Here is a 17,076-nt window from a genome sequence, read left to right as displayed (position 1 = left end):
CTATCCTCTACAAACCAGACGATCTGTGACTAGCTTCCTTAGCGTGGTCCAGCTTATCGAGGTAATATTCTCGCTTGGCTTCAACTTCATGAATAGTAAGCTCATCTTTTTGCCCATGAACGCGGACAATCTTGGCTGGAATACCGACGACTGTTACATCACTAGGTACATCTGCCACAACTACCGCTGCAGCACCGACCTTGGCATTTTCACCGATTTCAACAGGTCCAATGACTTGGGCATGAGCAGAGATGAGAACACCTTTACGAATGGTCGGATGGCGTTTGCCACAATCCTTCCCAGTCCCACCAAGAGTAACCCCATGGTAGAGAAGAACTCCTTTTTCAACGATAGCTGTCTCCCCAATCACAAGTCCTGCCCCATGGTCAATAAAGACACCAGATTCTATCTGAGCTCCGGGGTGAATCTCAATCTGCGTCCAAAAACGCCAAAACTGGCTGTGCATGCGAGCTAAAAGCTTGAAACCATGCTTCCAGAGAAAATGGGAGAGACGGTGGGCAGCCAAGGCCTTGACACCAGGATAGGTCAGCAAAACTTCCAAGGTAGTGCGAGCTGCTGGATCATTTTCTTTTACGATTTCAATGGTTTCACGCCACCATCCCATATATTTCTCCTTTCTTATTCTGAATCTTTTGGTGTTTCAGTAAATTCTTTCTTTGGTTTGTGGTCCTTGTGGTGGTGACGAGGACGATCTCCATGACGAGGACCTTTATCCCCTTTTTCTTCTGAACGTTCAGGTTTTGGCGGACGTGGCAAGAGTGCCTTCATAGAAGCATCTACACGACCTTTTTCATCGATCTTAATAACCTTCACATCTACAAAATCACCAATTTGAACTAAATCTTCTACATTATTGGTACGTGTCCAAGCCATTTCAGAGATGTGTACAAGGGCATCTGTCTTGTCAAAGAGGTTGACAAAGGCACCAAATTTCTCGATACGAACAACTTTGGCATGGTAGACTTCGTCCACTTTGGCTTCACGAACCAAACCAGCAATGATTTCTTTAGCACGGTTGATGGCATCTTGATCGCTAGAGTAGATAGATACGTTACCTTCTTCGTCGATGTCAATCTTAACGCCTGTTTCAGCGATGATCTTATCGATGGTTTCTCCACCTTTACCGATGACAATCTTGATCTTATCAACATCAATCTTAATAGTATCAATTTTCGGAGCTGTTGGAGCCAATTCTGGACGAACTTCTGGAATAGTAGCTTCGATGACGTCAAGGATTTCAAAACGAGCTTTCTTGGCTTGAGCAAGAGCTTCCGTCAAGATTTCTGCAGTAATCCCTTGGATCTTGATATCCATCTGAAGGGCTGTAATACCATCGCGAGTACCTGCAACCTTAAAGTCCATATCTCCAAAGTGGTCTTCCAAACCTTGGATATCTGTCAAGACTGTGTAGTTGTTTCCATCTGAGATAAGACCCATAGCAATACCAGCTACTGGCGCCTTGATTGGCACACCACCAGCCATAAGGGCAAGTGTTCCTGCACAAATAGAGGCTTGAGAAGAAGAACCGTTTGATTCCAATACTTCTGCTACTAGACGAATCGCATATGGGAATTCTTCCAAGCTTGGCAATACTTGAGCAAGGGCACGCTCACCGAGAGCACCGTGACCAATTTCACGACGACCAGGCGCACCGTAACGACCTGTTTCCCCTACAGAGTATTGTGGGAAGTTATAGTGGTGCATAAAGCGTTTCTTGTACTCTGGATCCAAACCATCGATGATTTGCGTTTCACCCATTGGCGCCAAAGTCAAGATAGAAAGAGCTTGCGTTTGTCCACGAGTGAAGAGACCAGAACCGTGCACACGAGGAAGGAAGTCAACAACCGCATCCAAAGGACGGATTTCGTCGACCTTACGACCATCAGGGCGAACCTTGTCTTCAGTAATCAAACGGCGCACTTCTGCGTGTTCCATTTGTTCCAAGATTTCAGCCACATCACGCATGATACGGTCGAATTCTTCATGGTCCTCATATTTTTCTTCGTAAACAGCAGTTACTTGGTCTTTGACTGCTTGAGTTGCAGCTTCACGAGCCAATTTTTCTTCTACTTGGACAGCTTTTTGGAGGTCGCTGTTGTAGGCTGCGATGATTTCAGCCTGCAAGTCAGCATCCACATGAAGCAATTCTACTTCTGCTTTTTCTTTACCAACTGCCGCAACGATTTCTTCTTGGAAGGCAATCAATTCTTTGACAGCTTCGTGCCCTTTCAGAAGAGCTTCCAACATGATTTCTTCTGACAATTCTTTGGCACCAGACTCTACCATGTTGATAGCGTGCTTGGTACCTGCTACTGTCAATTCAAGAAGCGATTGCTCTGCTTGTTCTTGAGTCGGGTTGATGATGATTTGGCCATCGATATAACCTACTTGTACCCCAGCGATTGGTCCGTCAAATGGAATATCTGAGATAGAAAGTGCCAATGATGAACCAAACATAGCTGCCATTGGTGCAGATGCATTTTCATCGTACGAAAGGACCGTATTGATGACTTGCACTTCATTACGGAAACCTTCCGCAAACATAGGACGGATTGGACGGTCAATCAAACGCGCTGTCAAAGTCGCATCTGTTGAAGGACGTCCTTCACGTTTCATAAAGCCACCAGGAAACTTCCCAGCTGCATACATTTTTTCTTCGTAGTTGACTTGAAGTGGGAAGAAATCCCCAGTCGCCATCTTCTTAGACATAACGGCAGCAGTCAAGACAGTTGACTCACCGTAACGCACGACAACAGAGCCATTTGCTTGCTTAGCAACCTGACCAGTCTCTACGATCAACTCACGACCAGCAAAAGTCGTTTGAAACACATGTTTTGTCATTTTAATCCCCTTTGGATTGATAAAATTATACGCCTTGCCTACAAAAATCAAGATACTAAGCCGTTAAGCAACTCAAAGGAAAATAGGAAATCGAACGACGGAGCGAATGCTCCTAGGTAGATTTATCTTTTTCCACAGAGTTGTAGGCGTGTTCAATTACTCATGATATTTTGGACATTTAGAGTTGAGTTTTTGCAACCTTAATAACTTAAATACCCTCATCTTTGTATCAAGTACGTACAGAGTCTATTTTATCATATTTTTCTTAAAAAGTGCTGGCTTTTCCATTAAAAAGGAACCATTCCTCCATGAAAAGAAGAATGGTTTGCTTTTTATTATCCTAAAGACTGGTGATTGAACAAGGCATGGGTTGCTTGATGGATGTATTGGGCAGTTTCTGCATTGTTCATAGTGTAGAGATGCACACCTGCAACGTCCTGAGTTACCAAGTCCACGATTTGGTCCACGGCATAGGCAAGTCCTGCTGCTCTGAGTGACTCAGGGTCATTCTCATACTTGTCTAAGATAGCTTTAAACTTACGTGGGAGATGGATATTCTCACAAGTCTTCAAAAGACGAAGAGCTTGGTTACGGTTGAGGATTGGCATGATACCCGCATGAATAGGCACATCAATTCCAGCCAAGGTACACTTGTCTTGGAAATCATAGAAACGCTCATTGTCAAAGAAGAGTTGCGTTACTAGACTAGAGCATCCTGCATCCACTTTTTTCTTAAGATTTTGGATATCTGAGATTTGGTTTGGCGAATCAGGGTGTCCTTCAGGATAACAAGCACCAATGATATCAAAGTGTGGGGCCTGCTCCTTGATAAACTCGATCAGGTCTGTCGCATAACGGAAATCCTTCTGTGGCTCAACACCTGGAATGATATCTCCACGAAGAGCCAAGATTTTCTGTACTCCAACCTTATCCAAATCTACAATTGTCTCAGCAACCTTATCTTTGGTCAAGTAAATAGCTGGCAAGTGAGCGATTGTCGGAATAGCCAAATCATTTTGGATATAGTCAGCCAAACGAACCGTCGTCTCTTTGATATTAAATTTATTATTGCTGGCAGTCACACTGATGAAGTGTGGAGCCAAGTCTTGCATGTTTTGCAGAGCTCCAATAATTTTATCATTGCCTACTGCTGGGTTTGGAGGGAAAACTTCAAATGAGAGGGACGGTGTTTGACGTGACATATGTATGAACCTTTTCTAGTTGATTTCTTACTGATCAACCATGTATGGAGAAATGTCTTTTCTTACAATTTCTCACGCGCAGCTTTAGCTGCTTCTACAAGGCGGATCAAGCTTTCTTTAGTTTCTGGAATACCACGTGTTTTCAAACCACAGTCAGGGTTGATCCAAACTTTTCTGCTTGGTACTTTAGCAAGAATCGCTTCGATGGTGTGGTCGATTTCGCCTTCATTAGGCACACGAGGTGAGTGGATATCGTAAACCCCAGGTCCAACTTCTGTTTGGAAGTTTTTCGCTTTGAGTTCGTCCAATATTTCAAGGTTTGAACGGCTAGCCTCAAATGAGATAACGTCTGCATCCAAGTTGTCGATAGCTGGGATGATATCTGTAAATTCTGAGTAACACATGTGAGTGTGGATTTGTGTGTCTGGTGCTACTGTTGAGTGTACCAAGCGGAAGGCAGGAATTGCCCAGTCAAGGTAGTCTTCGTACCAGTCGCTACGACGGAGTGGCAATTTCTCACGAAGAGCAGCCTCGTCGATTTGGATGATTTTCACGCCTGCAGCTTCAAGGTCAAGAACTTCATCCTTGATAGCAAGAGCGATTTGAAGAGTAGAATCCTTGATAGAGATGTCTTCACGTGGGAATGACCAGTTAAGAATTGTAACAGGTCCAGTCAACATACCTTTAACAGGTTTGTCAGTACGGCTTTGTGCGTAGCTAGACCATTTCACAGTGATTGGGTTGAGACGAGTGACATCACCCCAGATGATTGGTGGTTTAACCCCACGCATACCGTATGATTGTACCCAACCATTCTTAGAGAAGAGGTAACCTGACAAGTTTTGACCGAAGTACTCAACCATGTCGTTACGTTCGAATTCACCGTGTACAAGCACGTCAAATCCAACTTCTTCTTGCCACTTGATCCATTCGTCGATGGTTTCAGCAAGGAAGGCATCGTATTCTTCTTGTGACAATTCACCCTTACGGAAGGCCAAACGTTTAGCACGAACTTCCTTAGTTTGAGGGAATGAACCGATTGTTGTTGTTGGAAGAGCTGGAAGTTTGAATGCTTCTTCTTGAATAGCTTCACGTTCTGCAAAGGCTGGCAAACGAGTGTAGTCTGCGTCAGTCAATCCAGCGATACGAGCACGAAGTTCCGCATTTTCACCAACACGTTCAGTCGCAAAGAGTTCTTTGTTAGCTGCAAGAGCCTCTGCACCTTGACCATTGCGAATAGCATCCAAGTCACGGATCTCATCCAATTTTTCAACTGCAAATGCAAAGTGGTTCAAGATAGCTGGTTCAAATTCTTCATTAGCAGTTGTAAATGGCACATGAAGAAGTGAGCATGAGCTTGTCAAAACGATGTTTTCAGCTGGGATTTGCTCAAGAATCGCCAAGCTCTTTTCGTAGTTGTTGCTCCAGATGTTTTTACCATTGACAATACCTGCATAAAGAGTCTTGTCAGCTGGGAAGCCACCTTTAACGAGTTCAAGAGTTTTCTTACCTTCAACGAAGTCAAGACCGATAGCATCTACTGGCAATTTGACAAGGTCAGCGTACACGTCACGAACGTCACCGAAGTAAGTTTGAAGCAAGACTTCAAGACCTTTCTTGTCAGCCAATAGTTTGTTGTAGAGGTTCAAGAATAGGGATTTTTCTTCTTCTGTCAGATCTTTGACAAGAGCAGCTTCGTCGAGTTGGATACGAGTCGCACCAAGTTCAGCCAATTTCGCAAAAACATCTTGGTAAGCAGCCACTAAGCTGTCTACGAAGTCTTCTGCTTTCACGCCTTCTTCAAAGTCTGACAATTGAAGGAAAGTGAATGGACCTACAAGAACTGGGCGAGTGTTCAATCCAAGTTCTTTTGCTTCTTGGAACTCATCGAAGATCTTGTGACCTGCAAGTTTAACTTGAGTGTCTTTTTCAAATTTAGGAACGATGTAGTGGTAGTTGGTGTTGAACCATTTCTTCATTGGAAGGGCGCGAACGTCCCCTTTTTCTCCTTGGTAACCACGACCCAAAGCGAAGTAGCGCTCAAGGTCAGACAAGTCCAAGTTTTGAACTGAAGCAGGTACCACGTTGAAAAGGAAAGCAGCATCAAGGAAGTTGTCATAGTGAGAAAAGTCATTTGATGGGATTTCAGTGATGCCTTTTTCTTTGACGATGTTCCAGTGTTTAGCGCGCAATTCTTTAGCCACAGCCAAGAGTTCTTCTTCTGAGATTTCTTTTCTAAAGTATTTTTCAGTTGTAAATTTTAATTCGCGGAATTCACCCAAACGAGGGAAACCGATAATTGTAGTTGACATGTTTTGTCCTCCAAAAATTGTTGTTGAAACTATCTTAACAGAAAAGAAAGCGTCTGTATAATTGTAAAAAATTAGGCTTTGGTATAGTTTGAAACTATATCACGATTTGGAGCACAAAAAAAGATTTGGAGAAGATTCCCCAAATCCTTTGGAAGACAATGATTAATAGAGTTTTTAAATATCTACGTTTAGAACAAAATATTAGTGAACCGAGAACTGACTATGGCTTGCTATTAGAAAAGACTATAGGTCAGTTTAATCAACTTTTTTCCTGTTCAAGTGGAACGACTGCTAGTGTCTTGCCTAAACTGGCTAAAACTTTTAAGACGGTATCCAACTGAGGGCTGGTCTTTCCTGTTTCCATCCTAGCTATGACAGGCTGGCTTACTCCACTGAGTTCTTCTAGCTTTTTCTGACTAATTCCTTGCTCACGTCTAGCATCAATCAATTCACTCATGATGGCTACTCTCATATCACTTTCAAGTATTTCCTCCTTGGTAAAGAGTTGAGACCGGACATCCTTCCAATTACTCCCAATAGCACTATTTTTTATCACTTAACCCTCTTTCTTTTAAGTCCTTCATTTCACGCTTGGCTTTTTCAATTTCTCTTCTAGGAGTCTTTTGAGTTTTTTTGACAAAATGATGTAAGAGAACAAAGCTCCCATCAATCCAAGCTACAAATAAAATCCTGTCCCTAAGAGGTCTTAATTCCCATATCTCATCTTCCAAATTATTTAATATAGGGTTCACCAGCTCTAGTCCCATGTTGACTCAACAACTCGATATAGTCGTTTAGTTTATTCAGTTTAATGCGACTATCTTTACTTTTACGACTAGCCAATTCTCTCATATAATCCAAGACTGGCTCATTTCCATTTTTGTCCTTATAGAAGTAAATCGTGTGCACCAAGCAACCTCTTTTCAATTCAATTATAACTTAAAAGTTATTAAAAGTAAATCCAAATATTTATAAAAAGAAGACCTTAGAATCATTCTAAAGGTCTCATTTTAATTATTCGAAAAAATTAAGAAAAGAGTTCTAAATTAGAGGTCATACTGACTCTTACTCCAGCTCTATGCCCTTCTCTCGAAGATTTGCCAGACACTCCTCATAGTAGCTAGCATCATGTTCGTTATAGATAGGACTTTTCAGCTTTTCCTCTGCTAAGTCTTGATAAGGAGGGCAGGTTTTGCCACGGTAGTTCTTATCTAGCCACTCTAGACTGACATTGTAGCCACGGTCAGCCATCTCCTCCATGATCAAGCGATGATAGCCATAGAGACGATAGGGCGAGTGGGTAAAGACATAGTCCACCGTCGCATGCTTTCTGCCCCAGCCATTACCACGCAGAGCACAGCACTCTCGATGTTGTCCCAAGAGCTGAGGACGGGGAAGTTGTGAAATCAAAGCCTCATGCCAAAGTCTCATGGGAGTCTCCTTTCAGCAAGGTAGAATGTTGAAGATAAGCATTTGGATAACGTTCAAGCAAGTCTCTCGTCTTAGCAATCAAGTCTTGCTTGGAAGCTTGACCAAAGCGATAGCGATCCAGCAAGAGCATATAGTCTCTGCGTTCGTCAAGGCTAGCTTGCTTTTTAAAATATCCCCAAATATGCTGAAAAGCATTGCAAACCTGACCCCTGTGCTCTGGAATCTGGCAGGCACGGTCAATCAGTTCCTGAACATGACTTACCTCCACCACTTCTTGCTTAAGATACTGGCGAATGTCCTTGTAAATATTGCTAGAATGACTCAAAACAAGGTATTTGTTTTCTGCCCAGAGTTGCTGACAAAGGGCACGTTGGTTGTTGTTATTCATAATTGACATTATACCATGATTACTCTAAGAACTCTGCCATTTTTACATCGTAAGCATTTTGAAGATTGAGCCAAGTTTTCATCGAAATATTGGTAAGTTTCTCTAACTTCTGAGCAATCTCATTACTAATTGACTGCTCACCTTTCACTAATTTTCTGATCATCTTTGGCGATACCCCCAACTTCTCCGCAAATTCTTTTTGCGTTAGGTTATAATCTTCAATCAACTCTCCAACATACTGACCTGGATGAAAAGCAATTAGGTCTTTGTATTCAACAATTTTATTAGTCATTTTCACCATTTAATCACATGTTGTTCAATATTACTATTAACTGATTTATCTTTTTTAGAAATTTCTAGAATAATTTCTCTATGAATTTCTTTTATTTTCTTAATCGCCATCCCTCTACTAAATACTGGAGAAATTATTTGTTCAGCAATAATAAATTGTACTTTTGAATTAACTAAATCTTGATAATACTCGTAATCAACATTTGGAGGTGTCATAATAGGAGCCCATACGTTCCTGTGATCTGTTAAATGTAGCTGATTTTGAACATCATCATCTGGCATATGAAAGTTTCCGCCAAAACCATAATTCATTTTACTTTTTCCCAAAACTAATATATTACAATGGTTCGGTTCATTTACCACTCTGTTACCTAGTAAAAGCCATAAAAATTCTAGGTAATCTTCAGCACTTGGACAATCAGCTTTGTCAAAAATACCATTTTTATTTAAAACATCTACAGCATTACCTGAACCAGTAAAACCTACCAATACATTTTGATTCACCTTGAACACTTTAGAGTATGTATCGCTTACAGTTTCACCCGAATCTTTGCTAAGACGCGTATCTCCTGAAATAATTGCGAAATTTTTAAATACAGTTCCAATTACACAAGACAATATTCACACACCTCCTTGATAGCATTTTATATAAAAGTTTTTAAATTCCCTAGCGCTCCACCTTCACCTGTCCATTCATCAGCATTGGCAAGAGCCAATCGCGCAATTGGGTGAGTTCTTGATTTAAATTTTTTGAAATCTGTTGTTGTAACATTATAGGTTGTAGTTGGGTGTCTAATTTTGAAATAAAATCAATTGGCGGAACTACAATGCTAATATGGCTAACCAAGTTCATGAGTAACGTTCCCGACCTGTATATAAAATCATGTAATAATATCCAAACCTGTAAATTAAAATCAGATATCTATTCACGTAGTCTGTTAACGTACATAACTCTATTTATTAATTTCATTTCGAATTATAATTCTAGTTATGAATGATTTCATAGTAGAAAAATTCGCTTAAGCTTCTTCAGTGAACGCCCAAATCATTCCATCCATATCTAATGAAAGCTTAAAATTTTGAAGATTATCAATTTATTGTATTCTCCATTTACCATCTATAAGTTTAGTTAAAGTTGTATTTTTATATTATTTAAAAGTATTACCTCTTATATTTCTGTATCTCTCTAAATCCTCTATAAATGTGCTATCAATTTTAGATTCTAATTTTTTTTGCCATTTATCTAATAACTTTATATTGGTTTTGGTCAATTTTTTTATACTCATTAAAATTTTTAGAAGTAATTTATTTAATGAAATTTCAGATTTAGACATGTTTCTTATTGTCATTAAGTCAGGAAAATCAATAGAATAGTTATTTGATTTTTTCTTTATTCTTTCGATATGATTTAAAATTTGTAATGTCAAAGAAAAAAATTCATCTTTGTTATAATTTTCGATTAAAAATTCAATATAATCAGTTCTAATAGAATTTATTTCTAATTTATATTTTGATTTACCATATTTTTTTAAATAAAAATATATATCTCTTTCTAAATCTGTAAAAACTTCAAATGATGTATACAAATTTCTAGCATTATTATCGTCAATTAAAAAATAAAATCTATCTATTGTATCATTAACACCTATTTCGTTAATTGCATAACATACTAGCTCTTCGACCTTCTTAAAAATTAATTGAAAATTTTCAATGCTAGGTAGTTCAACCCTGGGAAAACCTCTCCTAAAATAGGATCTGTATTCCAATAGTTTACAATACTCTTTAAATTCTAATTCTAATTTTGAATTCTTTATCGATTTGAAAACTTCCAATTTCCCGAACTTACACTTTTCTTTACATTGCTTATAATTTAAGAGTGTTAATGTATTCCTTGTAATCATACTAAGTATACATAGGTCAAAATAATTGATCCCATTTAACTCAATACTTGCTTTTGTTTTAGTCAACATTCTTCTATACAATAAAACATCTTCTGCTAGCCCCTTAAATTCTTTAAGATTATTGAAATAGTATTCTTTTGTTTTATCTCTTGAAGAGTATATCAATAGACCTTCGTTTTTCAAATGATGAATAAACAACGCTCCAGAGTCCAACAAATTTTGAAATTTATTGTTATCGTATATAGAAATATCTAATTTTTGAGAATCATATATTGAAGATATAACTTTCAATATTTTTTCCTCATCTCTAGCTTGTAATTCATATTGAACCACTATCAAAACATCTATATCTGAATATTCATTTTTTTCCTTAGTAATTGAAGAACCATACAAAAAAATCGCATCTATTTTTTTTGTTAATCTATTATCTTTTATTAGTTCTCTTAATTTTTCTACATTTTTAGACTCCAATCTATTTTTCCACCTTTCTATAAAATGCTGATGTAAGCAATGCTAAACTCACTAATCCTAAAAGATTCTCAATTATCATAAATGCACTAACGACCATATTATTAGATTCATATTCATTGTTAAGCATCCAAGTTTTAAAACTCAAAAAAATTGAATTAAGACAATTTTTTTCAGTTATACTAAAATATATAAAAGAGAATATTAATATTCCAAAAATCATAGATGTTACTATTCTGTGAATTTTTATTCCATATCCCCAAATAATATTATTTGTCAATGATGATATTAATTTTAAAAACACACTAAATTTATTAAGTTTTTTATCCTTCATATATTCATTATAATATTTTTCATTCTGATACATTTTATTGCTATTTTTTTTAGCTTTTTTCCAACCAATCAAATGTTTGAAAAATTGCCTCTCTTCTTTTTTATATAATAAAAAAAGTTCATCAGCTTCTTTTGCATTACCTTGCTGTAGTTCATTTTTGTACAATGACTTAATAAGATTCATAGCTAAATTAGGCTCATCGGGTTTGTTTTCTAAAATATTTTTATAATCAACAATACAATCCTCAAATCGTACATAATATAATTTACAATTCTTAAACTCTGCTTTTTCTAAATTTACATTTTCAAATACAGTCCCTGTAAAATCCACATTTAAAAATTTAGACTTTCTCAAATAGCTATTTTCAGATATATGTGAAAATTTAATTTCCGAATCAACAAACTCACAGTTCTTTAATGTCAAATTCTTAAAATCCACTTTTTCTAAGTTCACATTACTTATTTTTTTTACTGAATTTCTACCAAAATTTTCAATAATTCTTCTTTCACATCTAGAGTTATCTAAAAATTTTTTAAGTTCATGATTCCCTTTTATCTCAATTTTTGATTCTTCTTTTTTAGTTTGTGACGTTTTTTTTATTTGTTTACTTTTCCTTTTACTCATTAACATCTCCATTTTATTTTTGAGATAACTATAATATAATAATTATTATTTTTAACCTTGTTTTACCAATCGTGTCTTTTTTAGTTTAGACATGTGAGTTCCTCCTTTATACTTATGTGCTGCTTAAAATCCCAACCATCTACAGCTCCACAAACATCGTCCGCAATTGCCCAAATTTTACGATGCCGTTCCTTGCGCTCTGCACTTTCTTTGTTTGCCATTTTTACTTTCTTTAATTAATGTATTATCCTTTTTATTTTATCATATTTTAAGAAAAACCACTCGACCTGAATAGAGCGAGTGGGATAGATAAATTATTTATTATAAACTTCAGAAATGAGTTATGAAATAGAAAATATTAAGTCTGGTACGCCTACTCCCTTTGTCTATGTTCCCCATCTATTTTTTCTACAAATGTATATCCTTTTGATTTCAGTTGTTCAAGTTTCGGACGAATCTTTCTAATAACATCCTCTCTATAATCTTCAAGTTCATAAGGAGGTTCAAAAGCGTATTTACCTATCCAAAGAGTATAAGTCTTGTTTTCTGGGATAATATCAAAATCAAAATAATTCTCATCAGTAGACAGAATTCCTTGGAATTTCCAAAATGATAAGAATTCCTTATCTCCAAAATAATCAATTGCATTCCATATACTACTATCCCATTTCTTAAATTGTCCAAATTTATTAACTGAACTAAGATAAGTCAATAAGACTATATCTTTACGCTTTAGTTTAGCAAAATTTTCACTACTAATTTCTAAGTTTGAATAGTGAAGTCCCAAATCATAGAAGGTTAGCACTCTATGTTTTTCCATAAAATAAAGTATCTCAGAGGGATCCAAACCTTCTTTTCTCAGAATACTTTCCCAGAAATTCACAATTCTACCTATGATTTCCTCACTTAAAGGACTATTCCTCTCATATCGGGGAATTTCTTCATTTAACTTTTCTCCGACAATATAGTCCATTGCAGAGCTATTATAAGATTTCAGAGATTCCTGTATAGTAATACGTAGTAGTTTAGCTTTCTGAATTTCAGAAAAAGATTTATATTCGCTTGAGAGATATTGATAAAAATCTTTGTTATAGTTTGCCTCTTTTAGTTCTCTTGATAATTCATTACTGTCTGTTTCAAGTAATGTATTAAATTCCTCTTTTGTATGATTTAGAGGTTCTTCATAGAGAAAATAGGCTGGTTTATTTTTTTTATAGTTCGGTGGATATTGGTTATGGTCTGATTGCTGAATGTCAGATAATATTTCCTGTATGCTTCGTCCAAACTTGAAAATCTCTGTAAAACTTGTTTTTTCATCATCCTTAATTTTTATTTCTTCGTTCTTTAATAGTTGTTTATATAATTCAGGATAAAAAAGATAAGCATAGATAATCCAAAGTTGCTGTTCTTCTTGAACATGTTCAAGCTTTCCCCTTGAAAAGAATTCTTGATTGACATAGTCATTAAAATGATTACGATCTCGCAAGTTTCTGTTTTCAAAGCTAAACCTTCTCCAAAAATCATCTGACAAACTCGTATTGAGTTTTTTACTTAACAACTCAAAATAATCTTGCCAAATATTTGATGGGTGAAGAACAAATGGTAGTTCTATCCGTCTATCAATAATTTTAGAGAGGAAATTATTGTCGTTAAGATGCACTTTCTCAATATCTCCAACAAAAACAATTGGAATCTTGCCATTAAGCAAGCTAAAAATTTTATAACTCTCCTCTTGTTGTTTGTTAGACATTCGATCAAAATCATCAATAACTAATACTTTTCGAGATAATGACAGACATTTAGAAGTTAATAAATAACTGTAAAAACCATCTGATTTGATTTTAAAAAATTGATATATTGCTACTGATAAAACAATACTCCCAACAATTAATTTAACACAAAAAGATTCAAAAAAAGAACTTAAACCCAAATCAACTACATTTGTCATTAGGATTGATAATGCAACACATAAAACTATGAAAAACCTTAAAAACTTGTATTTCCACGGATGTAATTTTGAAAAAATAATTTCAATTGTTGAGCGGTTATCACTTAATCTCCAAAAGTCTATCGTAACTAATTTTTTATTAGTATTCTTACCAACTTCAACTAGAAATTCTGTTTTTCCAGAACCCCAGTTCCCATTTAGGAAATAAGTTTTATTTTCCTCAAGCAATTTAGCGACATTTTTAGCTGCAACTGAGGTATCAATGTGGTCTAACTTAATATATCTATCATACATATTGACTCTTTCTAAAATAAAATAATTTATTACCTTATACTTTTATCAAAATTATACCACGAATCCAACAAAAAATGCTTTTAGATAATAATATATCTAAAAGCATTTATTTTAATCCTGATACATGTGTAGCCTATTCTACTTTAACTTTCTTCTCCTTCTTACTCGTACCAACCAATCGTCTCTTACTGTCTCTAATGGTGTTTATATTTTAAGAAAATTTACTTATTTATCTCTTGCAAACTTTTCTACTTCAACGCACTTTTGACCTTTTTCTTGGTGATGAGGCGATCATTTTTGTTGGCTAGGGATTTGAGTCGGGCTTCGAGTAAGACTTTTCTGCCTGCTTCGTTGCGGGTGTAGACTAACTGGTAATCACCTAGCTGAGGTGCGATTGCGTCTAGAAAGAGCTGTGCTTCTTCCTTGCGCTTTTCAAAGAGGCTAGGAACTACAAAATACTTGGATTGACCTGCTGGTGCTTTTTTAGCTACTAAGAGATAGCGTTGATTGTCCACAGGGGCAAAGAATTCGCCTAAGGTCTGAGAGAAGAGCTCCTTATCTCGCATACTGCCACCCTTGAGATAGGTAAAAATGCAATAGCTATCCTTATCTTCTTCCACCTGCACGCGCGACTGATCATTAGAAAGATGCCCCATCTTTAACATGGCATTACGAATACCTTCACCCGCCTGACGTAGGCGTACATAAGGACTCTTATAAAAGAAGTAACGGACTAGAGCAATAGTAAGCAAGACAAGACTAATAGCCGTTAACCAAGCCAGACGAATACCATTTGTTCTAAAGAGATAGAGGAGGAGATTAACTGCAATCAGTAAGAAAGAATAGCGAACCCACTTTTCAGCATCGACCAGTGTCAAGAGAGGTATTTGTTTACGATCTGTCGCTACCTCATTGACAATCTCCAGTTTATCCGCAACTACTAACGCCTCCTGCCATTTTTTGCGAAGGGAGCTACGGTCCTTGGACAATTCCTTGATTTTCTGATTATAGGCTTTAATCTTACTTTTCTTAAAGGGTGGTTTAGGGAAGTCCAAGCGATCCAGCCCTGTCTCTATGGTGTCCTCCTTATAGGATAAACCTAGAAAGTGTTCCATCCGACGAGTTAGATTAAGTAAATCTTGATAGGAATTATCCTTATCTACATCCTCTTCATTTTCCTTTTCCCGCAAGAAAAGATTTTTTGTATAGGGTTTGATAGCGACCAGATGCCAGATATTGCTGGTCTTTTCTGGATGTCCTGACCAGACACGAATGGCACGACCTCTCATCTGATTGCTGAGCATAAAGCTCCCGACAAAACTACCTAAGATTAGAGAATTAACACATGGCGCATCCCATCCTTCACCCAAGAGAGACTTGGTCCCGATCAAGACCTGGATGGCACCCCTTTGAAAGAGCTCAGTTACGGCTCCTACCATACCTTTACAGGTTGAGGGAAAACCTACCTGAAGATAGGCATCTGGATCTAGTTGACCAATGGCTGAGAAGGTCAAAGCGACTGTTGGCAAGAGTGCTTGAAGCTCCTCCCTGACACTGGTTGGCACGATAACCACACTTCCCGAAAGCACTGCTAAGGGAACAGAAATCCCCTGTTTCTGAGCACTTCGACGAATACTTTCAAAGTAAGGCAGGACTCCTAGTTGCGTGATTGCCGCTTGATCATTCCCAAGATAGTTAGCAAAGTCCTTACGAATATAGTCTGCTAGAACTAGTTGCCTCAAGTCTTTTCCGAGGCTAGCATACTCGGTCGCAAAGATATCAGCAATTCCAGACAATTTCCCCAAGGATTGATTGAGAATTTGATCATTGATCTTATTTCGAACCAAGAAAAGCTGGCGTTTGTCAATCAAGCCCCTGGCCTTCATGTCCCTTTCTATCTCTTTGATATAGTCTGGGCTTGCCTCATACCAATCAGGTGTCTGGTAGAGAAGTCCTTGGAGAAGGACCTCCATCCAGTAGTAGTTCAGCGAAGGAAGGCTTTTACTGCCAATGAGATCCTTTAAGTATTGAGGAATTTCTAGCTTTTGAGAATGAAGATAAATGAGGATGGCCGAGAGATACTTGGGATCTTCAAGAAGTAGATCTGCCGAGATTTGGCCATTAAGAACCTTGGAGCTAGCAATTAACTCCTTAAACTCAGGTTCATCCACTAAGTGGCTGAGATACTGCCACTTAGCATCTTCAAAGTCCTGAAGAACCTTCTCCTCTTCCTTGGTCGGAGTACAGATATAAACAAAGTCTTGGTGAGGACAAAGTGTCTCCTCCTTGACCAGTTCTGGCACTGTGATCTCTTGGTCGATCTCCCCACACATTTGGAGATAGCGAGCCCAGAGTTCTGGTTCACTATCATAGGGAGGGGTTGCGGTTAGAGAAATGACCTGCAGTTGCGGATATTTCTTACGGAAATCTTCTAGACTTCTCCACCATTCATTTCTCAAATGGTGGCATTCGTCCAGACAGAGGGTTTCAACTCCCTGCTCCTTAAGACTAGCAATGAGATCAAAACCGCCAAAATCCACCGTCTCACCATTCTCTTCTTGAGACTGGACCTGTTGCATAGCACTATGAAAGGCTTGGTAGGTAGCGATGGTGATTTGCTTCATGTCCTTGAGATTTTGAGACACGAGACTTGTGACTTGGTTCTCATCCTCTAAAAAGGCCTGGCGAATTCTATCCACCCACTGTTCCCGAATGGTAACTGTCGGTACCAAGACGAGAGCAGGCTTATCAAAGCGAGCAATCAATTCGATACCAATGGTTGTCTTGCCAGATCCTGGTGCTGCCACAAGGTGAACATGTCCATCTGCTTGATATTCTTGGAACTTATCCAAGACTTGCTTTTGGTAGTTACGCCAAGTTCCATTAAAGCTTAATCCTAACATGTTAGTTTCCTCATTCTAAGCCGTCATTTTCTTACTATCATTTTATCATACTTGCGTCAAAGTCACACCTAGAATACAGATAGTCTTTCTCCTCAAAATATGGTATAGTAGATTTATA

General features: G+C 37.7%; 12 protein-coding genes and 3 pseudogenes. All 15 read right to left on the bottom strand.

Features of this window, described 5'->3' with window-relative positions:
- Positions 1 to 7: 7 nt before the first annotated feature.
- The 15 genes and pseudogenes from cysE to ACORHT_RS03155 all read right to left on the bottom strand — a co-directional run bounded on the left by cysE (position 8) and on the right by ACORHT_RS03155 (position 16,958).
- Positions 8 to 625 carry a serine O-acetyltransferase gene (cysE, locus tag ACORHT_RS03225; RefSeq protein WP_434350592.1) on the bottom strand — a complete coding sequence of 206 codons (618 nt, stop codon included), beginning with the start codon at positions 623 to 625 and terminating at the stop codon, positions 8 to 10.
- 14 nt (positions 626 to 639) lie between these two features.
- Positions 640 to 2,862 (bottom strand): polyribonucleotide nucleotidyltransferase, encoded by a 2,223-nt coding sequence (gene pnp, locus ACORHT_RS03220; protein ID WP_434350591.1) that lies wholly within the window; start codon positions 2,860 to 2,862, stop codon positions 640 to 642.
- Between the two features lie 335 nt (positions 2,863 to 3,197).
- Entirely contained in the window at positions 3,198 to 4,064 is an 867-nt protein-coding gene (gene metF / locus ACORHT_RS03215; protein WP_434350590.1) for a methylenetetrahydrofolate reductase [NAD(P)H], read from the bottom strand.
- A gap of 62 nt (positions 4,065 to 4,126) precedes the next feature.
- Positions 4,127 to 6,376, bottom strand: a complete 2,250-nt coding sequence (metE, locus tag ACORHT_RS03210) for a 5-methyltetrahydropteroyltriglutamate--homocysteine S-methyltransferase (RefSeq protein ID WP_434350589.1) — start codon at positions 6,374 to 6,376, stop codon at positions 4,127 to 4,129.
- A gap of 259 nt (positions 6,377 to 6,635) precedes the next feature.
- Entirely contained in the window at positions 6,636 to 6,929 is a 294-nt protein-coding gene (locus ACORHT_RS03205; protein ID WP_434350822.1) for a helix-turn-helix domain-containing protein, read from the bottom strand.
- A pseudogene (locus tag ACORHT_RS03200) lies at positions 6,919 to 7,285 on the bottom strand (type II toxin-antitoxin system RelE/ParE family toxin). The gene ACORHT_RS03205 and the pseudogene ACORHT_RS03200 overlap by 11 nt, the downstream one beginning before the upstream one ends.
- Before the next feature lie 156 nt (positions 7,286 to 7,441).
- Positions 7,442 to 7,807 carry a TIGR02328 family protein gene (locus ACORHT_RS03195; RefSeq protein WP_434350588.1) on the bottom strand — a complete coding sequence of 122 codons (366 nt, stop codon included), beginning with the start codon at positions 7,805 to 7,807 and terminating at the stop codon, positions 7,442 to 7,444.
- Entirely contained in the window at positions 7,791 to 8,195 is a 405-nt protein-coding gene (locus ACORHT_RS03190) for a YbgA family protein (protein WP_434350587.1), read from the bottom strand. The genes ACORHT_RS03195 and ACORHT_RS03190 overlap by 17 nt, the downstream gene beginning before the upstream one ends.
- A gap of 22 nt (positions 8,196 to 8,217) precedes the next feature.
- A pseudogene (locus ACORHT_RS03185) lies at positions 8,218 to 8,487 on the bottom strand (HigA family addiction module antitoxin); the annotation flags it as partial.
- 2 nt (positions 8,488 to 8,489) lie between these two features.
- Entirely contained in the window at positions 8,490 to 9,104 is a 615-nt protein-coding gene (locus tag ACORHT_RS03180; protein ID WP_434350586.1) for a hypothetical protein, read from the bottom strand.
- A gap of 530 nt (positions 9,105 to 9,634) precedes the next feature.
- Positions 9,635 to 10,858, bottom strand: a complete 1,224-nt coding sequence (locus tag ACORHT_RS03175) for a nucleotidyltransferase domain-containing protein (protein ID WP_434350585.1) — start codon at positions 10,856 to 10,858, stop codon at positions 9,635 to 9,637.
- 1 nt (position 10,859) lies between these two features.
- Positions 10,860 to 11,813 (bottom strand): pentapeptide repeat-containing protein, encoded by a 954-nt coding sequence (locus ACORHT_RS03170; RefSeq protein ID WP_434350584.1) that lies wholly within the window; start codon positions 11,811 to 11,813, stop codon positions 10,860 to 10,862.
- Between the two features lie 113 nt (positions 11,814 to 11,926).
- A pseudogene (locus ACORHT_RS03165) lies at positions 11,927 to 12,034 on the bottom strand (type I restriction-modification system subunit M N-terminal domain-containing protein); the annotation flags it as partial.
- Positions 12,035 to 12,186: 152 nt separating this feature from the next.
- The gene (locus tag ACORHT_RS03160) at positions 12,187 to 14,055 is read right to left on the bottom strand and encodes a P-loop NTPase fold protein (protein ID WP_434350583.1); all 1,869 of its coding nucleotides are present in this window, start codon (positions 14,053 to 14,055) and stop codon (positions 12,187 to 12,189) included.
- Between the two features lie 248 nt (positions 14,056 to 14,303).
- Positions 14,304 to 16,958 carry a DEAD/DEAH box helicase family protein gene (locus ACORHT_RS03155; protein WP_434350582.1) on the bottom strand — a complete coding sequence of 885 codons (2,655 nt, stop codon included), beginning with the start codon at positions 16,956 to 16,958 and terminating at the stop codon, positions 14,304 to 14,306.
- Positions 16,959 to 17,076 lie beyond the last annotated feature (118 nt).

The organism is Streptococcus sp. KHUD_014 (assembly GCF_051106275.1).
Lineage (GTDB): Bacteria > Bacillota > Bacilli > Lactobacillales > Streptococcaceae > Streptococcus.
This window is presented reverse-complemented; position numbering and strand designations above follow the sequence as displayed.